This is a genomic window from Vibrio rotiferianus CAIM 577 = LMG 21460, assembly GCF_002741985.1.
In the GTDB taxonomy this organism is placed as follows: Bacteria; Pseudomonadota; Gammaproteobacteria; order Enterobacterales; family Vibrionaceae; genus Vibrio; species Vibrio rotiferianus.
In genome coordinates this window covers 68,020-88,555 of record NZ_APHW01000103.1, presented here as the reverse complement: position 1 = coordinate 88,555, position 20,536 = coordinate 68,020, and the positions used below count along the sequence as shown (strand labels likewise).

The 20,536-nt window shown below is 44.8% G+C and carries 22 protein-coding genes; 9 read left to right on the top strand and 13 right to left on the bottom strand.

The genetic code is table 11. The annotated features are described in order from the left end of the window. Nucleotides 1-84 precede the first annotated feature (84 nt). The gene (locus tag B853_RS18890; RefSeq protein ID WP_038886584.1) at nt 85-447 is read right to left on the bottom strand and encodes a hypothetical protein; all 363 of its coding nucleotides are present in this window, start codon (nt 445-447) and stop codon (nt 85-87) included. Nucleotides 448-456: 9 nt separating this feature from the next. Further along, entirely contained in the window at nt 457-2,832 is a 2,376-nt protein-coding gene (locus B853_RS18885) for a S8 family serine peptidase (protein ID WP_128826972.1), read from the bottom strand. 434 nt (nt 2,833-3,266) lie between these two features. Here B853_RS18885 and B853_RS18880 point away from each other — a divergent pair, with 434 nt between their 5' ends. Together B853_RS18880 and B853_RS18875 are read left to right on the top strand one after the other, a co-directional pair. Next, nucleotides 3,267-4,523: an SGNH/GDSL hydrolase family protein gene (locus B853_RS18880; protein ID WP_128826984.1), complete on the top strand. Its 1,257-nt coding sequence runs from the start codon at nt 3,267-3,269 to the stop codon at nt 4,521-4,523. A 149-nt stretch (nt 4,524-4,672) separates the two neighbouring features. Further along, complete coding sequence (locus B853_RS18875) at nt 4,673-5,011, top strand: hypothetical protein (RefSeq protein WP_038886285.1); 339 nt, start codon at nt 4,673-4,675, stop codon at nt 5,009-5,011. Between the two features lie 67 nt (nt 5,012-5,078). Here the strand turns inward: B853_RS18875 and B853_RS18870 are convergent, their stop codons facing one another. After that, nucleotides 5,079-5,618, bottom strand: a complete 540-nt coding sequence (locus B853_RS18870; RefSeq protein WP_038886283.1) for an NUDIX domain-containing protein — start codon at nt 5,616-5,618, stop codon at nt 5,079-5,081. Between the two features lie 259 nt (nt 5,619-5,877). On the opposite strand from B853_RS18870, the gene B853_RS18865 reads away from it, so the two are divergent. Further along, the gene (locus B853_RS18865) at nt 5,878-6,369 is read left to right on the top strand and encodes a hypothetical protein (protein ID WP_010450738.1); all 492 of its coding nucleotides are present in this window, start codon (nt 5,878-5,880) and stop codon (nt 6,367-6,369) included. 85 nt (nt 6,370-6,454) lie between these two features. On the opposite strand, the gene yjjG is transcribed toward B853_RS18865, so the two are convergent. Continuing rightward, nucleotides 6,455-7,129, bottom strand: coding sequence for a pyrimidine 5'-nucleotidase (yjjG, locus tag B853_RS18860; RefSeq protein WP_038886282.1), 675 nt, complete (start codon nt 7,127-7,129; stop codon nt 6,455-6,457). Nucleotides 7,130-7,278: 149 nt separating this feature from the next. Here yjjG and B853_RS18855 point away from each other — a divergent pair, with 149 nt between their 5' ends. Continuing rightward, a complete protein-coding gene (locus tag B853_RS18855; RefSeq protein WP_038886279.1) occupies nt 7,279-8,187 on the top strand; it encodes a LysR family transcriptional regulator in 909 nt (302 codons plus the stop codon). A gap of 131 nt (nt 8,188-8,318) precedes the next feature. Next, nucleotides 8,319-8,501, top strand: coding sequence for a hypothetical protein (locus B853_RS18850; RefSeq protein ID WP_010645366.1), 183 nt, complete (start codon nt 8,319-8,321; stop codon nt 8,499-8,501). A gap of 85 nt (nt 8,502-8,586) precedes the next feature. Here B853_RS18850 and B853_RS18845 read toward each other — a convergent pair whose 3' ends face one another. The 5 genes from B853_RS18845 to B853_RS18825 all read right to left on the bottom strand — a co-directional run bounded on the left by B853_RS18845 (nt 8,587) and on the right by B853_RS18825 (nt 11,388). Continuing rightward, nucleotides 8,587-8,910, bottom strand: coding sequence for a hypothetical protein (locus B853_RS18845; RefSeq protein ID WP_038886276.1), 324 nt, complete (start codon nt 8,908-8,910; stop codon nt 8,587-8,589). Between the two features lie 181 nt (nt 8,911-9,091). Continuing rightward, nucleotides 9,092-9,325 carry a hypothetical protein gene (locus B853_RS18840; protein WP_038886275.1) on the bottom strand — a complete coding sequence of 78 codons (234 nt, stop codon included), beginning with the start codon at nt 9,323-9,325 and terminating at the stop codon, nt 9,092-9,094. A gap of 30 nt (nt 9,326-9,355) precedes the next feature. Then, nucleotides 9,356-10,201, bottom strand: coding sequence for a hypothetical protein (locus B853_RS18835; RefSeq protein WP_038886273.1), 846 nt, complete (start codon nt 10,199-10,201; stop codon nt 9,356-9,358). 121 nt (nt 10,202-10,322) lie between these two features. Further along, complete coding sequence (locus B853_RS18830) at nt 10,323-10,877, bottom strand: sugar O-acetyltransferase (RefSeq protein ID WP_038886271.1); 555 nt, start codon at nt 10,875-10,877, stop codon at nt 10,323-10,325. Nucleotides 10,878-10,989: 112 nt separating this feature from the next. Next, nucleotides 10,990-11,388 carry an OsmC family protein gene (locus tag B853_RS18825; RefSeq protein ID WP_038886269.1) on the bottom strand — a complete coding sequence of 133 codons (399 nt, stop codon included), beginning with the start codon at nt 11,386-11,388 and terminating at the stop codon, nt 10,990-10,992. A gap of 184 nt (nt 11,389-11,572) precedes the next feature. Between B853_RS18825 and msrB the strand changes: the two genes are divergently transcribed. Next, nucleotides 11,573-12,715 (top strand): peptide-methionine (R)-S-oxide reductase MsrB, encoded by a 1,143-nt coding sequence (gene msrB, locus B853_RS18820; protein ID WP_038886290.1) that lies wholly within the window; start codon nt 11,573-11,575, stop codon nt 12,713-12,715. Between the two features lie 44 nt (nt 12,716-12,759). Further along, the gene (locus tag B853_RS18815) at nt 12,760-12,906 is read left to right on the top strand and encodes a DUF2256 domain-containing protein (RefSeq protein ID WP_010450720.1); all 147 of its coding nucleotides are present in this window, start codon (nt 12,760-12,762) and stop codon (nt 12,904-12,906) included. Between the two features lie 53 nt (nt 12,907-12,959). Here the strand turns inward: B853_RS18815 and B853_RS18810 are convergent, their stop codons facing one another. Genes B853_RS18810 through B853_RS18800 form a run of 3 tightly spaced genes read right to left on the bottom strand, consistent with a single transcriptional unit; the run spans nt 12,960 to nt 16,557 of the window. Next, entirely contained in the window at nt 12,960-13,667 is a 708-nt protein-coding gene (locus tag B853_RS18810; protein ID WP_038886268.1) for an SDR family oxidoreductase, read from the bottom strand. Then, a complete protein-coding gene (locus B853_RS18805) occupies nt 13,667-15,211 on the bottom strand; it encodes a cryptochrome/photolyase family protein (RefSeq protein ID WP_038886266.1) in 1,545 nt (514 codons plus the stop codon). Before B853_RS18805 ends, B853_RS18810 begins: the two co-directional genes overlap by 1 nt. Nucleotides 15,212-15,222: 11 nt before the next feature. Next, nucleotides 15,223-16,557 (bottom strand): DASH family cryptochrome, encoded by a 1,335-nt coding sequence (locus B853_RS18800; RefSeq protein ID WP_038886264.1) that lies wholly within the window; start codon nt 16,555-16,557, stop codon nt 15,223-15,225. Between the two features lie 270 nt (nt 16,558-16,827). Between B853_RS18800 and gefA the strand changes: the two genes are divergently transcribed. Continuing rightward, entirely contained in the window at nt 16,828-17,841 is a 1,014-nt protein-coding gene (gefA, locus tag B853_RS18795) for a diguanylate cyclase GefA (RefSeq protein ID WP_038886262.1), read from the top strand. 111 nt (nt 17,842-17,952) lie between these two features. Here the strand turns inward: gefA and B853_RS18790 are convergent, their stop codons facing one another. After that, nucleotides 17,953-18,531 carry an aldolase/citrate lyase/malate synthase family protein gene (locus B853_RS18790; protein ID WP_038886259.1) on the bottom strand — a complete coding sequence of 193 codons (579 nt, stop codon included), beginning with the start codon at nt 18,529-18,531 and terminating at the stop codon, nt 17,953-17,955. A 174-nt stretch (nt 18,532-18,705) separates the two neighbouring features. Between B853_RS18790 and B853_RS18785 the strand changes: the two genes are divergently transcribed. Further along, nucleotides 18,706-20,262 (top strand): DUF3612 domain-containing protein, encoded by a 1,557-nt coding sequence (locus tag B853_RS18785; RefSeq protein WP_081641228.1) that lies wholly within the window; start codon nt 18,706-18,708, stop codon nt 20,260-20,262. Nucleotides 20,263-20,536: the final 274 nt, after the last annotated feature.

Below are 20,536 nucleotides of genomic sequence, written 5' to 3'. Positions count from 1 at the left end.
CTTCATCTTCCACAAGTAAATGAAACAAACGCCCCTCACGTGAGGGGCGTTTTTCTTTTTGGCACTATCTTAAGAAAGCTTGGCTTATTGAAGCGTACTTCCGTTAGATAGCAGCTTTCTTGTCGGCTCTTGCTCGGTGTATTCGACCGCATCGTGATCGGCGAGTTTATCGACTTCCGCCTGTTCACCCACCACAATCAACACCTGTTGTTTCACCAGAGCGTCGACCACTTCAATGTTGTGCTGACGAAGAAGCGCTCTCACTTCGCTCTCTTTTCCTTCATGATACTTAACAAAGTAACGTGCAGGTTGCTGCTCGGCTTGATCTTGGCGTTCATCCACGAGAGGAAATCCTTGATTGTTTGCCAAGCTGCTTGAGCTCAGTCCGATTGCCAATAGTGCGGTAGCGCCTACCGCAGACAAAGAAAGTAAGGTCAACTTCTTCATAGTCACTCCTTATTGAAAGGTCAGAGTCCAACTGTTGATGGTGCCTGTGTCTCTTCTGGCATTGTCCACCGCTTTAAGTTCCCATGTGCCTTGCGATTCAAAACCAGAGAAGTCCGCTTGGAAACTGGTTTTAATGTCGTTCGCACCACCACCCGCATTGTCGTGCAGTACTACTTGACCACCATCTGGTGACGTTAGCGTGACACGAAGATCGCCAATGTAGGTGTGAGTGATATCCAAGTCGATAGTCACTGAACCTGCATCGCCAGAGCGAGCCACATCTAATGGGCTTACAATACCTGCAGAACTGTTGTCAGGAATTGCTACTGCATTCGAGTTGGTGTAGCTAGAAGGTGTAGAGCCGCCACCAGATGAATCACCCGAACCGTTATGCGTCGCGACAAGAGAAACACCAGAGTACGCGCTGTAGCCGTAAACCAATACTTCATATTGTCCTGCGCCAGATACGTTCAAGCTACAGCTTTCACCATTGCCGCTCGCCCATGAACGACAGTCGTAAGTGCTGGTGCTTGGTGTGCCATTAAAGCGTACATAAAGGTCAGCATCACCAGAGCCGCCACTCATGTTGAATGTCGCTTGCGTTGCGTCTGCAGGGACGTCAAACACAAATACTGTGCTTGATTTGCTGCCGCCAGAAAGCTGTGTTTTCGCCACGCCGTTTTCTAGAACGTTGTCGTTGCCAGAACCACCACCATCAGGACCGTTACAGCCAGCATCTAGGTATTGCTTCGCCGCATCGGCATTCACCAAACCGTGACCAGTGCGGTTATCACGACCTGTTACGTCGATGTCCGTTGCTGTCTTGATCAGCGCGTTGCGTACTTGCGCTGCGGTACAGGTTGGATGGTAACTCCACACCAAACCCGCAACACCGGTTACGTGTGGCGTCGCCATCGACGTACCATTGTAGTACTCGTAGTCTTCACCCTTAGTGGTCGATACCGTGATGTCTTGACCAACGTAACCCAACAGCTCCTGACCGAAGGCACGATCAACTGTCACCGACACAATACGCGCCGCGTTGTTTTGATCGACAAGGAAAGGATTCTGCAAGCCCGGTAGCTCGGAGTTACTGTACACAATCGCTGCACTCGCACCTGCGTTGTAACACGCTTGAACTGCATCGATTTCTGGGTAATTACCAGATGATTGGTTGCCCACACGCTCGGTCAAACAGATCTTGCCCGACATATCGCCACAACTGAAGCTGCTACCGGATACGTCACAGCTTGCAAGTGTGGCTGTGATAGAACCTGGAACTGGCTCAGGACCGTAACTGCCACCCGATTGGATCAAGCGGTTGTGAGGAACGATGCCACGATCGAACTGGCTAACACCGTTCAAGCGAATGTCTGAAAGCTTACCTTCGCCAACTGTCACCGTAGACAGAATTGCTACACCCGGACCTGCGATTTCAACTTGATCTGTCGCTTGAGAGAACGCCGCGTGATCACGCTTATCATCCACCGCCGCAACGGACATTACCGAATCGTAAGATGCTGGGTAGCTGTGCGCAGTGTTACCATCGTTACCCGCAGCGGCAATCAGCAGCACGCCTTGGTCGTAAATGGTTTGCAACGCGTTTTTCTCCGTCACACTCGATTGGCTACCACCAAGGCTCATGTTGACGACGTTCGCGCCGTTGTCAGCACAAGTTTGTACCGCTTTCACCAAGCTAGATGAGTAACCCCAACCCGCTTCATTGAACACCTTAACGATATGCAAATTCACATTTTGGTTTGGCATAACGCCTTTGATGCCTTCCGTGTTGGCAATCGCAGCAATCGTACCCGCTACGTGTGTACCGTGGGCGTTGTTATTTCCCGGAACACTCCAAGAGCCTGTACCGCTGTCGTTTGTACCCGACACTCGGTTACCACTCAGATCGTTGTGTGCGAGGTCGTAGCCTGAATCGATGATACACACAGTGCGGTTACCTGCACTCGAGTCATCCAAAAGCTGAGCGTTAACCGCCTCATAGCCCCATGGGATAGTCTCACTTAACAGATAACGCGGTGGGTCAATCTCCACGTATTCCACATCACTGCGGTTGCGCAGTTGCCCCAGTTCCGAGTCTTCCATCTCCACACTGTAGATTGCGCGGTTTCCTAGCTTTTCCACTTTACGCGCTTTGAGCTGATCTAAAACCGACTCTTGCGCGATGCGTGGCCCCCAGAATGAGTTTCCACCTAATGCTGAAGGACTGGACGTATCTTCTTTAAATTTGACGATGTATTTAGTCGGCAAGTTAGATTCGTCGAACCCCGTCAGAGGAGCCGCATGCGCTGACATCGAAAATGTCAGTGCCACTGCAACGGCAGACAATGAAAACAAGCCATTTAATTTAGTTGTTGTGTAGTGCATTTGCTCTATTCCTTTTTGAGCTGATTTTTATTCACTCTATGCTCATGAAAAATCAATTACACGTCATTAACACGAGCTACTCAGCTATAGATTATCGATTAAAAATGCCAAACAATTTGTTTTATGAATGCACAACAATGAACAAAAGATCATCAAAACAACATATTTAGTTAACATACAAAAAGATAACAAAAAACTTATAAAGCAATTACTTATTAACGAAAAAGTGAATGTTAAATTAATGTTAGTGAGTAATTATTCTATATTTTATAAAATCCACCCATTTACTAAATCTATTGAAACTAGATTGTGGTACCAAAATCAACATTTTGAATATTTAGATATTTGACTAATTAGTTCTTTTACTCAAAATGGGGTAGTAGATGAGATATATTCTCACTTAAATCATGACGATAATCATTACAGAAGAGTCAATCATGAAAAAAACAATCACATTATTAAGTGCATTACTCCCTTTCGCTGCTGCCCATGCTGCAGAACCTTCTTTGTCTCCAGAAATGGTCACCGCAGCACAAGTTGCTAGTGCTCAAAGCCACCAAACTTATACTTATGTTCGTTGTTGGTATCGAACGAGCTATTCACTTGATGAGCCTGCGACTGATTGGGAATGGGCAGAAAATCCTGACGGCAGTTACTTTACAATCGATGGCTACTGGTGGAGTTCAGTTTCTTTCAAGAACATGTTCTACACTGACACACCACAAAGCATCATCAAGCAACGTTGTGAGCAAACCCTTGATCTCGCGAATGAAAACGCTGACATCACCTTCTTTGCAGCAGATAACCGGTTCTCATACAACCACACTATCTGGAGCAACGATCCTGTAATGCAACCAGATCAAATCAACAAAGTGGTTGCGTTGGGTGACAGTTTGTCGGATACAGGCAATATCTTTAATGCTTCACAATGGCGCTTCCCAAACCCGAATAGCTGGTTCTTAGGGCACTTCTCAAACGGTTTCGTGTGGACGGAATACATTGCTAAAGCGAAGAACTTACCGCTATACAACTGGGCGGTTGGTGGTGCTGCCGGTGAAAACCAATACATCGCACTGACGGGGGTCGGTGAACAGGTTTCCTCTTATTTGGCGTATGCGAAACTGGCAAAAAACTACAAGCCAGCCAATACCTTGTTTACGCTTGAGTTTGGTTTGAATGACTTTATGAACTACAACCGTAGCGTTCCAGAAGTGAAATCAGACTACGCGGAAGCCTTAATCAAACTGACCGATGCTGGTGCGAAGAACTTATTGTTGATGACACTGCCAGACGCCACTCGTGCGCCACAATTTACGTACTCGACTCAAGAAGAAATCGACAAGATCCGTGCAAAGATCGTGGAAATGAACGAGTTCATTAAAGCACAAGCGGCATACTACACGGCGCAAGGTTACAACATTACCTTGTACGATACGCACGCGCTGTTTGAAAGCCTGACCGAAAATCCAGAGCAACATGGCTTTGTGAATGCAAGCCAAGCTTGCCAAGACATCAACCGATCTTCATCAGCAGATTACTTATATCATCATGCATTGCGCTCGGAGTGTGCCTCTTCTGGCTCAGACAAGTTTGTGTTCTGGGATGTGACTCACCCAACCACGGCGACACATCGTTACGTAGCAGAACAAATGCTAGAACACAGCAATCAGTTATCTAATCACCCGTTCTAAACTACTTAATTGGAGCCTCTCTTATTAGAGAGGCTCCCCAACATTCACAACAAGCGTAACAAACGCAATGAACTAAAATGCAATGCGATATTGTCTATAGATTGTGCCAATGCGTTGTTTAACAAAGATAAGAAGAACAAGGAGCCTGCGTGTTAAGGTTATTACAAATTGTGGCGCTAATTAACATCATCGCTGCTGCAGTGGTTTTTGGGCTATCTCACTACATACCTCAATTTCAATCCACCCATTTAAGTGATTTTCTGTTCTTCGTCCTTGTAGTTATTTGGGCACTAGCGAAGTTTACTTGGGAAGGAGGCATGTACTCCCGCCATTCGGAATTCGATGATGAGTTCACTGATAAAGTGCATTCAATGGTAGCTCGACAGCATTTGGAGACAGACTTAAACAAAAACTATCAGCTTGGATTTATCTTTTTTATCGCAGGTTTACCGTCCCTTTTCATTAACCTTGCAATGATGATTTGGTAGCTTTGTCAAAGCAGAACCTAAATCAGCAGCATTTAAGATAAGGGTGTATTCAACAGACGGCTCCTTCTTACACTAAACCTTTTAGTTTAGCTAACCCATATGCTGCGATGGTCACACAGTCTTTGATTTCACCGTCGATCATCATTTGCTCGAACGCTTCAACTGAGAATGAGCGCGTGATCAAGTCTTCTTCTTCACTGTCTAGCTGATTACCCACTTCAGACAGCTCACTAGCGAAATAGACATGGCAGGTCTGGTTTAAGAATCCGTAAGCGATGAACTGCGCACCGACGTACTCCATCTTATTGGCTTGCATGCCCGTCTCTTCTCGAAGCTCACCTTTTGCTAACTCAAGATGATCCGCATCTGGATTTGATTCCCATGCCCCTTGTGGGATCTCCCAACAACGTTGCCCTACGGTGTAACGAAACTGCTGTACTAAGTGAATTACGCCGTTATCGATCGCCAGAATCGCTGCACAGTCTGGCTTGTCGACCACACCGTAAATACCTTCGGCTCCGCTAGGACGTTGGATTTTATCTTCACGTACCGTCATCCATTTGTTTTGATACACCACTTTGCTGTCGAGCTGCTTGATGTCTGCCATGAGAGTCCTTACTGCTTGATTCTTCGAAATTAGTTATGGGATTAGAAGCTATTCTAACGCTGTTTGCGTGTCAGTTTGTAGACGATTTTCAAATTCAACGCGCTTATTGGAATTCAATATATCCCATCAAAACAATCATTCATCGCAATGATTACGATGGCGCGAAATGGCAAGTTTTCAATTCGAGGAACTCATATAGTTAACCCATCGACGCAGAGCATGGCTTTGCAAACTAGTTCACTATTGATTGAGGGTTCTTATGAGCGCATCGGATAAAGTCTACGGTTTCAACACTCCACAACGTCTATTTGTTGGTTATACCTTGGCGGTATTGGTAGACCTTACGGTACTGAACTTCTATGACGAATATTGGGATTTCGTAACCATTGATTCATTTACGATTTCTTTCGCCGCGGCACTGCTGCTTCAGTTGCTCTTAAAGCTGTCTATCAAAGCAGAACACAAAATTGCAGAGTACTTTAAATCGAAGCCGGGTACGGCACCTAAGATTTACCGTGGTCTTTCGACGTACGTTATCCTAGTCGGTTCGAAGTTCGTGATGCTAGAAGCGATTAACATTCTGTTTGGTGACAAGGTTGACTTTAGTGGTCCTTGGAACGGTGTCGTCGCCTTCTTTGCGGTGGTGTTTACCATCCTGATTTCAGAAGTCATCGTCGGTAAGATTTACTTCAAGCTTGGTGAAAGAGAGCAACAAGCACAACGTGAATTAGCTGAAAACAACGCTAGCTAGTAAGCAAGATCGATGAATACAAAACAGCATCGATAAAAACCAAAAAGCGCTGAGAAATCAGCGCTTTTTTCGTTTATTTGTTCACTTAAGCCACAAGAATGTTCTTAAGCTCGTTCAATGATTCCACCGTGTAGCTAGGCGCAATACGCTCATCCACACTTGCGCCTGTAGTATTTAACCAACACGTTTCAATACCAAAGTTATTGCCACCTAAGATATCAGAATGTAGGTTGTCACCCACCATTAATACACGCGTCTTACATGGGTTCCCCATTTGCGTCATCGCGTACTCAAAGATGCCTAGATCCGGCTTGGCAATACCAACTTGCTCAGAGATCACTACGTGCTCAAAGTAATCGCTCATGCCTGTGCGCTCTAGGCGAATCGCTTGCAGCTCGGTAAAGCCATTGGTGATAATGCCCATCTTTGCATTACCTTGCAGCGCTTCCATCAACTCTTTCGCACCCGGCAGCAAAGTACAAATGTCTGCCATCGCTTCTAAGAATGCAGTGTTGAGATCCGCCGTCGTCGTATTGAGCTTTTCTGCCCACTCGGTAAAACGTTTGTGCTTGAGCTCATCTGCCGTCACTTTACCATCTTGGTAATCTACCCAAAGTGGCTTGTTGACCGTTTGGTAGTGGGCAAAATCTTGCTCGGTGAAGTCTACGCCTTTGCGAGAAAACATCAGCTGCAAACCTTTGAAGGCATCAAAGTGAAACAAGGTTTCGTCAGCGTCAAACAAGATCCAATCGTATTTCATTTTCTTCTTTCCAATATCCAGGTCGTTTTCTGCCGCATAGTCTAATTGTTTTCTTCTTTAAGATAATCTCTATAATTGGAAAATGATTGTATCGTTTTTCTCAACAATATAACTAATAATAGATAACCCCAATAGCCTAGGAGCACACCGTGAATGCCATTGCGTCACTGCCAGTATTTGTCGCTGTCGTAGAATGCGGCAGCTTTTCCCTTGCCGCCAAGCAGTTGAACCTCACCAAATCGGCGATCAGTAAACGCATCAATCAACTCGAAGACGACCTCGGCATTCGCTTGCTTAATCGCACCACAAGAAAGCTCAGCCTAACCGAAGCAGGACGTCGATACTTTGAGTATGCTTCACAAGCAGTGAACCTTGCTCAGCAAGGTGTGGATGCCGTTTCTGAGTTGCAAGGCTCACCCCAAGGTCGTCTCAAAATCACTGCACCGATGTCTTTCGGCGTGTTGCACGTTGCACCACTTATCAGCGAATTTCTTGCACGGTACCCGAAAATTGAAGTCGATTTACAACTTGAAGACGCCATGGTGGATTTGGTCGAACAAGGATTTGATTTAGGGATTCGCATTGGCGAACTTGCGACTTCTAACCTTGTAGCCAAGCGCCTTGCTCCCTGTAAAAGCGTACTGTGCGCCTCTCCCACATACTTAGAAGAATTTGGCGTACCAACTAAACCAAGCGACTTGGTGACGCACAACTGTTTGCGTTATTCGTATTTCCGAGGCGGTGTCGAGTGGATGTTCATCAACAGTGGCAACGAATACAAGGTGCTGCCGAAGGGCAACTTTGTGGTCAACAACAGCGAAGCGATTCGCCAACTGCTTCTAAGAGACTCTGGCATCGCGCAGTTACCGACTTTTATTGCCGCCAAAGACTTTGCTGCAGGCAACTTAAAACCCTTGATGGAAGAGTTCTCCCTCCCAGAGCATGCCATCTATGCGGTGTTTCCAGAGCGTAAGCACATGCCATTGAAAGTACGAGTGTTCATCGACTTCATCAGCGAGAAGCTCGGTACCGATACTCCTTACTGGGATCGCTACTAATAGGTGCTGGTACTTGATATCGTTTAGCGCGATTATATTTAGTTAATCTAATGTTTCATTTTTAACAGGTGCGCAACCATCACTAGAGCGCTAACTTAAGTAGCACGTTAACCACACCGGAGTGTGAAGCTATGAAAGTACTGATTCAATATACCCAAGCGGGTAAATATCGTGACCAAGCGTGGGAATCACTGACGCTAAAAGCAAAAGGCGAGATGCAAGCCGTGACGCCTTCTTATGCCGCTCAGCTTATAGAGCAAAACAAAGCGACACTTGTAATGACCGAAGAGGAACAAGTGATCTTCCATTCTTGAATAAAAAGAGCCCTTTCTCTAGGGCTCGCTGATAGATTGATTTACTCTCGGGGAAATGGGTGAACATCGTGAACTGAAGTTAGCGTTATTTTTTGACTACTAAGTATAGACTCCAGGCTAGCATCGCAATAATACCTGTCGGGTACGTAACAATAAGCAACCAGGGTAGGACTTCAGAACCTCCTTTTACAAAGGGCAAAATCTTTCTAAGTACGCCATCGATAAAAAAGGGAATGATCCATGGCGCTTGTATGTAAAAGTAAATTTTTAGGTAAACTAAATAACTTTTCAGCCAAGTTACTTGATTAAAAAAACCATATGCAGCCAACGCTAACAACACGAGCCATACCGCTATGTTCACCCAATGATTCACCAATAGACCAAGCAATAATTCGGGTATTGATTTCATCTAGCTCCCTAGCCCAATAAATTTTAATGAGGTGTTAAATACTGTTTGAAAGGTTTCAATGAAGGTATCGAACAACAAAGTATCCTCAACTTAATGAAGTTCCTATCAAGTCGAGCTAATATAGGCTCAAAATTTAAGATGAACGACTAAAATAGGATGCCCTTATTTTGTAATGACGATCTTAATCTTGTATGGTTTTATGACCGCAGTTCTCGCAAATCAAGTGACGAGAAAAATCATCCATGGAAGCGAGAAAAGCACCAAAAACGGTACTTTTTAGAAAGCCTGTGATGAACTCCTTTTTACTGCGATTCTTATCTCCCTCAAACGCGCTTTTCTTTCTGACTAACACCACGACATGATGCGTTTCCACACCACATGAAGGACACATTAGAACTTCTGTCTTATTAGACATCTTAATCTCCTTAAGTTTTTGACAATCTCTTCACCAAGGTCTTGCATCAACCTTGTCTCGTAATACTCGAGCATACTCCGTTAACAACCTTGCATTATCTGCGCTTTTTCGATTGCCACATACCTCCCCTTGGTAGGTAATATTTGGACTGGAGTAGATAGGTAATACTTTTTCCTCGTAGCTCATAACGCTCCCAGCATCACCACAAAGCGCGCCATAGGCATAACTCTTAAGTTTGGGAAGATCCCACATGGCAATGCTTTCCCTAACTGGGAAGAGTTCTTCTTTCTCTTGTCTATCAAATGTTTTGATATCGTGTTGTGCCCAAGCTAAGTGGCCTAACTCGTGTTCCAAAACGTTATCCGAGAATCGAAGATCCATGACGACAAACTGGGGCTTGATATCCACCCAGGCACTACCAAGCGTAACCATTCCTTCTTCACCCGACTCATTGGTCACGAGTGGAGGGGTTACCAAAATATAAAACTGATCAGGAGATTCTTCGTAGGAAGCCATAATGTACTCACCCAGTACTTGTTCTAGCGCATAGTTGGCCGTTGAAAAGTCAAAAATGGTGTAGCCAGACAAATCTACAAACTCAATAGACGCTTTCTTTCGCTCCATTGGGATACAAGAGTTTTGTAGTGTTTTGTTAGAAAATTGGATGCTGCGATCTACGTACGCTTCTATTTCTTCTACGTAAAGGTAGTCAAGTGTTCGTTCGTCAAAATAGAAGTTCAACCAAGTTGTAACGGTTTCCTCTTCTGAACATTTTGGGGTGGTGAGTTTTCCATCAATAAGAGGTTGGAGATAAAAAACAGTAGCAACTGAAACAACAGCCATCAGCAGGCAAGCCATTACAACATTCAATTTCATACATTCTTCTTATGAATTTCATAGACAGCAAAAATAAATACATGAAATTTATAAATTAATTTGAATGATATGTAAATAAGCGCTTATTGATTATGAGAATAAGCGCCTTGGGTATGTGTGCTTACTCGCCCTCGTTTAGGCGACGAATCAATTTAGCTGGCGTACCGCCATATAAACAATCCGGTGGTACATCGCTGTTTACCACTGAGTTAGCAGCAATCACAGAGCGAGCACCAATGGTCACACCTTGGTTGATGACCGAATTACCACCAATCCAGACGCTATCTTCAACTGTGATTGGCTTACAAAAGGTTTCCCACTTGAGTCGGCTACGGTAATCCAGAGAGTGCGAAGCGGTGTAGAACTGAACGCTAGGGCCGATAAGAACGTGGTTACCAATGGTGATTTTAGCGCCATCCAACATCACGACATTCATATTGATGAAGGTCTCTTCGCCAATTTCAATCGTCTTACCAAATTCACAATGCAGCGGAGCTTGGATGATGCTTCGCCCAACTCTACCAAATAGATTCTTTTGCAACGCATCGCGTTGAGATTCATCGGTATTGTTATTAAACGCCATCAACGCATGGGTTGCGTGAGTGCGGATCGCATCGATTTCTTTATCTGCACCATCAAACACTTGGCCAGACATCATTTTTTCTAGTTCGGTCACTGGATCATTCCTACAACTTTTGACCAAGCCAGATTAGCGTAAAAGGGGAATAAAAAAAGAGAAAAGCACGGGCTTTTCTCTTTCCTATTTTGTCAATTTTTCACGTGAGTGATTATACGATTTCCCAACTGTGGGTCATCTCAACACCTTCACCTAGCATTAGGCACACTGAGCAGTATTTCTCAAGAGAATCCGCCGTAACTTTCGCCACGATTTCTGGGTCTAGTGCATCACCAGAAACTTCAAAGTGAATGTTTACTTGAGTAAAGATACGTGGCGCGGTTTCACGGCGCTCAGTGGTTAGCTTCGCGTTAACAGAAGCCACTTTCTGGCCTGCCGTTTTTAGACCATCAACAACGTCTACAGAACTACAACCACCTGCGGCCATAAGAACCATTTCCATCGGACTTGGCGCTGTTGCACCGCCATTACCATCCATCACGACTGAGTGACCAGATTGAGACTGACCTAGGAATTTAAAGTCTTCGACCCATTTTACTTCTGCTTGCATGGTTTCCCTCATTAATGCTTCTGCCTCACCGATGATTGTCTTCCGATGAGCGTGTATTTTATGCCGTTACTGTAGCCCCCTTGAAAAAAAGGGCAAAGAAATTTTCATCTTCACTGTAATTTTTTCGCTCCTCAGTCTGTCCTGTTACGTAAGATTCATTGAGAAAATGACGTTTGAGGAAGTTATGAAGAAAGTATCTAAGTTGTTGGTGGGATTCTCATTCACACTGCCTGTACTGTTCATCTTGCTAAGTAAAACAGGTACTGCCGATACCATGGATAAGATGAACGCATCAGAAAAAGCTGACATCGCAACATTAGCAGGTGGTTGTTTCTGGTGTACCGAATCGGATTTAGAGCAATTACCAGGTGTGTTAGACGTGGTTTCTGGTTATTCGGGTGGTGATTTAGAAAACCCAACTTACCGACAAGTCTCTTCTGGCAAGTCTGGCCATATTGAAGTGATTGAGGTGAAGTACGATCCTGCTGTTGTGAGCTACGAGCAAGTATTGGATTACTTCTTCCGCCATATCGACCCGACTGACGACAAAGGCTCATTCGTCGACCGTGGTCCCCAATATCGCCCTGCGATTTTCTACCATGATGCCGAGCAAAAACAGGTTGCTGAGCAGTTTATGATGGAGATCGACAAGGCGATGATCTATCCAAAACCGTTGAAAACAGAGCTGATCGAGTTTGAAAAGTTCTACCCTGCGGAGTCGTACCATCAGGATTACTACAAGAAGAGTAGCCTGAAGTATAAATACTACCGCTACGCGTCTGGTCGAGATAAATACCTAGACGAAGTATTTGGTGATGATCGTAAAGACAACCCGAAGTCACTGCGTGAGCTCATTAATGAAAAAGACCTGATGGCAAAAGTTAAGGTCTACGAAAAACCTTCAGACAAAGAAATAAAAGCGAAGCTGACTGAACTTCAATACTACGTCACCCAAGAAGAAGGCACCGAGAGACCTTTCAACAATGAATATTGGGATAACAAGGAAGCAGGCATTTACGTTGATATCGTCACCGGTGAGCCTTTGTTCTCGTCAACAGATAAGTACAAATCGGGTACAGGGTGGCCTAGCTTTACTAGGCCGATCAACCCAGACTACATCGTAGAGAAGACCGACTTTAAACTGGTTTATCCGCGTACCGAGATCCGCAGTAAATTTGGTGATTCACATATTGGCCATGTATTTAAAGATGGTCCAAAGCCGACCGGTTTACGTTACTGCATGAACTCAGCCGCAATGGAGTTTGTACCAGTGAACAAGATGGCGAGTTTAGGCTACGGCGATTATCTGTACCTATTTGATAAGTAACTAGACCTCTGTTTTAACCATATTAGGAGTGAACATTCAGCGCGATGAAAGGTTTTAAATCCAACCTTCCCATGAAAGTCTGTCCGGTCTGTCAGCGCCCATTTTCTTGGAGAAAGAAGTGGGCGCGAAATTGGGAGGAAATCGTTTATTGTTCTGAGCGTTGCCGAAGAAATAGATCAACGAAAACGTAGGGCACTCCGACCCTCTCTGCACATGGTGCTACTCTGCTTTTGTAATAACGCTTTTACCAAGGCAATAACGTCCCATCATAAGCCCAAAACGCCCCGTTATCTTGCGGGGTTGCTTTTTCTATCAAGCCGAATAGATCCTTTGCGACTCGCTCTGGTGTGAACAATTTTCCCTCTGGCACATTGGTTTGAAAAGGTGCCGACAAAGCGGTGTCTGTGGTTCCTGGATGAAGCGATAGCACCGTACCGTGCTTGACCATTCTTTGCCATTCGATCGACATGGTTTTGAGGAACATGTTTAATGCGGCTTTCGATGCACGATAGCTGTACCAACCACCCAACTGATTGTCGCTAATACTGCCAACTTTGGCCGAAATGGTCGCAAACTTGGGTTCGGTACTGCGCTTTAGCTTGGGCGTGAAGTATTTCGCCAACAGCAAACTTGGCAGAGTATTAACCATGATGGTTTGCTGAAAAAAGTCTGCGTCAAGGGAGCTAAGGTTCTTCTCAGGGCCTTTGTCTTGGGTGTGCAACATACCAACGCAGTTCACCAACCAGTCGACATGTTCAATTTGATCGCTAAGCGCTTTCACCTGCTCATCATGCGACACATCCGCCTGATACCAAGTCACATGAGGGTGTTGCCAATCAGATCTCTGGTTACGATAGGTAGCATGTACACGCACTTGAGGGAACCGAGCGACGGCTTCTTGCACCATCGCCAAACCAATTCCACCATTGCCACCGACGATGAGTATTTCCATCACAACTTCTCCACGTTTTCTATGTAATGCTCTGCGGTATCAAGTATCGCTTGGCGTTGCTGTTCTTCCATGTTGTCCCAAGAGCGGAAAATCATCCCGATTCGTGGATTGGTTGCGAGACGCTTGTCGTGCTTATTCATAAAACGCCAATACAAGCTGTTGAACGGACACGAGCCTTCTCCACTGCGTGCTTTATTGTCGTAATGGCAACCCTTACAGTAATCGCTCATCTTGTTGATGTAAGAGCCACTTGCCGCGTAAGGCTTGGTGCCAACAATGCCGCCATCCGCAAACAATGCCATACCACGAGTGTTCGGCATTTCTACCCATTCAATCGCATCAACATAGATACCGAGATACCACTCATCCACTTGGTCTGGATCTATCTCGGTTAACAAGCAAAAATTACCAGTCACCATCAAACGTTGGATGTGGTGTGCGTAGGCGTAATCGAGAGACTGACCAATCGCATTGCGCATACAGGCCATTTTGGTTTCGCCATTCCAAAAGAAGTCTGGCAGCTTTCTTTCTGCGCCCAACTCGTTCTTTTTCGGGTAATGAGGCATGTTCGCCCAATAGACGCCACGGATGTACTCTCGCCAACCTAAGATTTGACGAATAAATCCCTCAACCTGAGAAATGTCGATGTACGCGTTGGAGTGAAACGCCTTAAGAGAGGCATCAATCACCTCTTTCGGATGCAGCATCTTGCTGTTCAGCGAGAACGAAATTCGGCTGTGGTATACGCTCCACTTGGCATCGTGCTGACCTGTCATGGCGTCTTGAAAACGTCCAAACAATGGCAAACAGACTTGGCAAAAATGTGCGAGTAAAGACAGGCTTTGCGCGCGATTAATCGGCCACAGCAAGTCACCCCCAAGATTTCCGCTGGTTTTGATGTTGTGTCGTGCCAACCGCTCAGTAATATCGCGCACATCGGTGCTAAACATCAGAGGTTGTGGCAGTTGCTCAATGTCTTGGGCCTTGAGCTTATTACGGTTATTGGCATCGTAATTCCATTTCCCGCCAGCTGGTTTGCCGTCTTGCATCAAGATGTCGAAGCGCTTGCGCATGCGGCGATAAAAGTGCTCCATCATGATGTGTTTGCCTTGAGGAAACTGCGATTCTATTTCCTCAAACGGCAACAAAAAGTGTTCCGAATCAACACAACGCGTCACTACCCCATCAAGCTTTAGTTTGGCTAACTGCTCTAGAAGTCGATATTCATCGGGGCGTTGATATTCAAACTTACTTGCACCAACTTCGCCCACGTAGTGATTTAAGACTTGCTCCAGATCGTCGAAGGATTGTGTGTCATCCAACGTGAGATGCAAAACTTGATGGCCTTCACTCTGACGCTCTTTCGCAAAATTTTCCATTGCAGAAAAGAACGCACACACTTTCTGAATATGGTGCGTTACGTAGGTACTCTCTTGTTTGAACTCCGCAATCAGGTAAAGAACACGGTCGTCTGGTTGTTGAAACCAAGAATGCTCGCTGTTGAGTTGATCGCCCAAGATCAATCGTATTGTTTCAAATTGCATTGCCGCTTCTCCTAGGATGAAGTCTTTTCATCACACCCCATCACAATCGGCCAATCGACCATATCTACGCTATCCGAACACGCGCCAGCACAACGCCCTTTCCACCTATCGATAAACTCCATGTGCGGATCGTACATTTCGGTTTGCTTCTCGAGGTTGAATTGCCTTGAACCACGAGGGTCGGCACCAACGCCCGCGAGGTATTGCCAATTTCCCCAGTTCGATGCCACATCGTAATCAACCAGTTGTGTTTCAAAATATGCTGCGCCATAGCGCCAATCGAGCCCTAGCTCATGCACCAAACAACTGGCGACCAACTGTCTGCCACGATTAGACATATAGCCCGTTTCGTTAAGTTGGTGCATACACGCGTTCACGATAGGAAATGGCGTTTCACCTTTCTTCCATTGTTGGAAACGGTGCGCGTAAAAGCTGGTGAGTGGTGCTTGATTTTGGATGCCACCGAATCGGAAGAGCTGCCGCTTGTATCGACGGGCATACCAATAAAAGTATTCACGCCAAAGCAGTTCGAAGTAAATCCAATAGGTTGAATCATTTGCACCATTCGCGGCTTCATAACGTTTAAGCATGGCATAAATGGTTTTCGGCGACAGACACCCATGAGCTAACCAAGGAGAGAACTTGGTGGAGTAATCCATGCCATCTAAACCGTTACGCGTTTGTTTATATTCACTGGCTAATGTCGAGGAAAAATACTGGCGACTGTGTTCAAGCCCAGCTTGCTCTCCCCCTGAAAATAGCGCTGGCTTCAAGTCGCGAGTTAGGCTCAGTGTTGATATCGGGAGAGTTTCCGGCGCAGGTGGGAGTGCAGAGACTTTTTCGACTGGCTCTGAAATATGGAGCGCTTCAACTTGTTTGCGAAACTTCGTAAAAGTATCTGGTAAATCGTCTGTTTTAAATGGCAACTGCCTAGCACAAAAAAGACTTTGCGCCTCTTGTTGGACAACAGAAATATGCGGGTATTCAACTTGTAACTTCGCAAGCACGGCTTGTTCATCGCAACCCGAAATAGCACTGACATAAAGACGTGTGACACCGAAGTTTTCAATAGCATGCTTTATCGCATGATAAGGATGCAAAATAACCACCAATAATCGCTGGTTCAATGTATTTAAAGATGAGTTGAGGCAAAATAATGACTCATCCAGAAACTGTTGTTTCGCAACACCAAACTGAGACACTTGCGCATATTGCGCTAAATAAGGAGATATCTTGGGGTAGCAATAAAGGCAGACAAGAAGATCAACTTCCGAAGTAGCTTTAGTTAAGTTTGGGTTGTCGTGCACTCTCAAGTCGTTGGTAAACCAATATAAGCCAATACTCATGATTCTATCTCAGATTTAATTAAACTCTCTCAACACGTTACGAGTAGAGCCTGAGATCGATCACTGTGTCAGAACATGGCAATAGGAAGCTCTTGTCTAGGTGTACTGAAATAGTAATTGCATATGGTTTACCTGACATCATTCAGCAAACTATTTGATAGTGAGCCAAGTTTTTTTTAATTTTTGGACTAAAAATGACAAAAATTAAAGCGATATTAACCAAAATTCGCTAACCTATGCGCAATACAGTTTGCTAGTGCTTTCGCGACAATGAGTGACGAATTTAAAAAATCGACTGCAAACTTAAAAAAAGCAGTCCCATTGATGATAAAAAACCACGTAGCTGCCACTCCGGCTAACTATGCGCTTTGGTATACCTACGTGGACAAAACCATTCCTGAGTTAAACCAAGAGTTGGATATGGTGCTTGAAAACTACGAAGTTTGCCCACCAGCAACCAACAAACAGTTATACAACAGTTATGTAGCCAGTAAGTCTGAAACCAGTTTAGAAGAGCTAAAAACAAATGTTGAGGTTCTGCTTGGTGAGGTTGCAAGCTCTATGACGGATACGTTGACCGACACTTCTTCTTTCTCCGATATGGTGGATAAAAGCTTTGGCCGCCTGGAAAAAGTGGAAGATGACGGTTTGAGCATTGAAGAAGTCATGGGTGTAATTCGTCAATTAGTTTCAGAATCAAGAGAAATTCGTCATTCCACCCGTTTTTTGAACAACCAGCTTAGCAATGCAAGCGAAGAAATCTCACGCTTGAAGCAACAACTGTCAGAGGTGCAAAAAGACGCACTGTTTGATGGACTGAGTCAGTTGTACAATCGCCGTGCGTTTGATAACGATTTAAGTATGCTTACTAGTAGCAATCAAGCACTGAGCTTGATTATGCTGGACATCGATCACTTCAAAACTTTCAACGATAACTATGGCCATTTGTTTGGTGACACCGTTATCAAAGCCATTTCCAAAAAGCTCCAACAAAGTTGCCGAGAAGGCATTAGTGCTTATCGATTTGGCGGTGAAGAGTTCGCATTGATCGTACCGAACAAGTCTTTACGAATTGCACGCCAATATGCCGATACATTGCGACGCGTCATAGAAAAACTTCGAGTTAAAGATAAGCGTTCAGGGCAACAGATCGAAAGTATCACTGCATCTTTTGGTGTGGCAGAGTACCGTGTAGGTGATAGTGCGGAAGCGTTAGTCGAACGTGCGGACAAGCAACTTTACGAAGCCAAGCAGTTAGGTAGAAACCGAGTGATGCCGTTGTAAAACTGAGCTTCAATAAAAACGCTTTGTTCAACAGAACTAAAAACCCCAAGCGCGTGCTTGGGGTTTTGCTTTTCTTAGGCTACTTAATTAGTCGGCTAAGCTATCGATGATTTAATCAATGCTGTAGCAGTAGCTTAGGAAGTAATCATCGCCGTTTTTCGCGGTGTACTCTTTGTCTTCACTGCATGCCATTGGTTTACCTTTCTTGTCGCCTTTGATTAGGCTGATCCAATGACGCATTGCAGTTGGAGCATTACCAGTAAGTTCTGGGCTAAAAGTTGTTCTCGTTTCCAGTTGGATATCATCAATATCCATCAACTCCACACAGCCAGTACCCTTGTGACAACCAAACATCACTTCAGCGTGACTGCCAGATTCGTCTTTAAATAGGATTGATTTTGGATCTTCTTTTTCACCTGTATATGCCACGAAATGTTTTGGGCTTTTCAAACCACTGTGCGTTCCGTCTTTGAAGTAAGCCATAACATGGCGGTAGTCGATAACGTAGCTTGAAACATCTTGATGTGAACCGCTCTCTAATGGGAACATGCGGTCTAGTAGCTGCTTCGCCATAACTTGTTTCTCGCTCTGCTGCTCAGCACATACCGCCTCGACGGCAAATACTGCTTCAGCGATAAATGGGCGTTCTTGTTGTTGGATGTCATTTTTATCGAAATTTAGCATATTCATCGTCGTTTCCTCGCACTTAAACACTCTTCCTAGAGTAAAAACTTAAAACCTTTGTTTAAGTTTCAGACAATTCTGTGAAGTAGATGGTTAATTTCCTTGCCTGCTCATTATGTAGACTAGCGAATTATTGACTACAATTTCACAACAAAAATTTTACAATGTGAATTTTACAAAATGTCTGTGTCAAAAAGTCTTATACGCCAATCTCACTTCTTAGGGACGAAAATTCGCAACCTAAGGAAAAACAACCATTTAACGATGGAGGATTTGTCCGCGCGCTGCGTACGAATTAATCCAGAGTATGCTCCTTCTGTATCTTACTTATCTATGATTGAGCGGGGAAAACGCGTTCCAAGTATTGATATGTTGGAAGTTATTGCTGAAGTTTTCCAAAAACAACCTACTTGGTTTCTGGATGATGAGCCTGAACTCGAAGCCATTACACCAAACAAGGGGAATCGAGGAGGCATCAGTGGTATGGCTTTAGAGCCAAGCTTCTTATTCTCTAATGAAATCCTACAAATCGCGATACCTGAAATGCTCTCACAGACTGGTATCACCGGGCGTCAGTTCGCGCATCTCTTAATTCGGGCGCACCAAGAAAATCACCAAAACCACTTCCCCGACCTAGAACGAGCTGCCGAAGAAGTTGGTTTGAAGCGTTTAAACCTGTCGGTAGAGGATTTAATCGATATTGCTAAATCGATGGGGCTAGATATTCGTTGGATAGATCGCTCTCCACAAGATGTAATCGACGAACTCGGTGTGAGTGCGAAGCAGTTGATTACTTCCTTTATGGAAGCACCTGGAACCATCTATTTAAACAAACGTATGCGCGACTACCCTACTCGTTTGAAGTACGATTTAGCCGTGTATATCGGCCATCGAGTCCTGCACAGCAGTGATGGCATGAGTAACGTGTTGTCTATAGGTCACCAGAACAACTGGGAGCAAAGTGGCGCACAGGTCTCTAATTCTGAGCTCAACTCACAAGATATTCTACAAGCGTGGCGTGACTTTGAGTCGAGTTTCTTTGCCGGTGCCTTATTGTGTCCGAAAGTTCCGTTTCGCCAATTGCTAGACCGCTCTGGCTATGAAATCGATGTGCACAAAAAAGCAGGGGTATCACCTTCGGTAGCCATGCGCCGTATGACGGTAGTGTCTCCTTATCCGCACTGGCATTACTTTGATGCCTATGGTCCAGGTAAACTCAAAGCCGTATATCGAGGTAATGGTATCCCACTCCCATGGGGCAACATGCGTAAAGTGAACGATCCTTGTCAGCACTGGGCGGTATTCCGCCGCTTATCACAACCACTAGATACGAGCTCAGCTCAAATTTCCATCCTAAACGTAGGAGATGAACCAAGAATCTACTGCTGTGAGTCTGTCAATGTCTTCGATCCCGCAGGTAACAACCGTGTACTCTGTGCTGGTATTGATCTTAACCCTGCCATCTCAGCGCAAGGCGGTGATGCTATAGCGATAGCGGAAGAACTGAAATCACTGTGTGTATCTTCCGGTGGCAGTACCGTGATTCCTCAGCACATCAAGAAAGATCTCACAACGATAGCCAAGATTCTCAACATCAATTGGATAGAAAGGGGAATTCAAACCCAAGCAAGATTGATTTGTTCAAGAGGAGCAGTGTGTCCACGACAACCAAGTTGTTACAGCAAATGTGGAGAATCAGGTGAATCTGGAGAAGAAGCACAACTTATTGACCTATAGAAAGAAAAAACGCCAATCACAATGGTGTGATTGGCGGTATATACTTGTGAACAATGTGTATTCACTAACAACGTCAGTTGGCTAGGTGACCCTCGGCTTAATAAGGGTCACTCTGTATAAAGCATGATGCGTGCCAACTTTATATTAGCTTATTTTCCTTGTTCCTAGTGCATATTGATGAGTATTTGAACAAACATTTCGCAAAATGCATTTGCATATTGCAAATAAAATCAGATTCTGCCACTCGAATTGTTGATATTTATCACTTCATCAA

Bases quoted from the DNA above. Each gene is read 5' to 3' on its own strand.
- B853_RS18890 (WP_038886584.1), bottom strand. From the start codon at position 447: ATGAAGAAGTTGACCTTACTTTCTTTGTCTGCGGTAGGCGCTACCGCA.
- B853_RS18885 (WP_128826972.1), bottom strand. From the start codon at position 2,832: ATGCACTACACAACAACTAAATTAAATGGCTTGTTTTCATTGTCTGCC.
- B853_RS18870 (WP_038886283.1), bottom strand. From the start codon at position 5,618: ATGGCAGACATCAAGCAGCTCGACAGCAAAGTGGTGTATCAAAACAAA.
- B853_RS18865 (WP_010450738.1), top strand. From the start codon at position 5,878: ATGAGCGCATCGGATAAAGTCTACGGTTTCAACACTCCACAACGTCTA.
- yjjG (WP_038886282.1), bottom strand. From the start codon at position 7,129: ATGAAATACGATTGGATCTTGTTTGACGCTGACGAAACCTTGTTTCAC.
- B853_RS18850 (WP_010645366.1), top strand. From the start codon at position 8,319: ATGAAAGTACTGATTCAATATACCCAAGCGGGTAAATATCGTGACCAA.
- B853_RS18845 (WP_038886276.1), bottom strand. From the start codon at position 8,910: ATGAAATCAATACCCGAATTATTGCTTGGTCTATTGGTGAATCATTGG.
- B853_RS18840 (WP_038886275.1), bottom strand. From the start codon at position 9,325: ATGTCTAATAAGACAGAAGTTCTAATGTGTCCTTCATGTGGTGTGGAA.
- B853_RS18835 (WP_038886273.1), bottom strand. From the start codon at position 10,201: ATGAAATTGAATGTTGTAATGGCTTGCCTGCTGATGGCTGTTGTTTCA.
- B853_RS18825 (WP_038886269.1), bottom strand. From the start codon at position 11,388: ATGCAAGCAGAAGTAAAATGGGTCGAAGACTTTAAATTCCTAGGTCAG.
- msrB (WP_038886290.1), top strand. From the start codon at position 11,573: ATGAAGAAAGTATCTAAGTTGTTGGTGGGATTCTCATTCACACTGCCT.
- B853_RS18815 (WP_010450720.1), top strand. From the start codon at position 12,760: ATGAAAGGTTTTAAATCCAACCTTCCCATGAAAGTCTGTCCGGTCTGT.
- B853_RS18810 (WP_038886268.1), bottom strand. From the start codon at position 13,667: ATGGAAATACTCATCGTCGGTGGCAATGGTGGAATTGGTTTGGCGATG.
- B853_RS18805 (WP_038886266.1), bottom strand. From the start codon at position 15,211: ATGCAATTTGAAACAATACGATTGATCTTGGGCGATCAACTCAACAGC.
- B853_RS18800 (WP_038886264.1), bottom strand. From the start codon at position 16,557: ATGAGTATTGGCTTATATTGGTTTACCAACGACTTGAGAGTGCACGAC.
- gefA (WP_038886262.1), top strand. From the start codon at position 16,828: ATGAGTGACGAATTTAAAAAATCGACTGCAAACTTAAAAAAAGCAGTC.
- B853_RS18790 (WP_038886259.1), bottom strand. From the start codon at position 18,531: ATGAATATGCTAAATTTCGATAAAAATGACATCCAACAACAAGAACGC.
- B853_RS18785 (WP_081641228.1), top strand. From the start codon at position 18,706: ATGTCTGTGTCAAAAAGTCTTATACGCCAATCTCACTTCTTAGGGACG.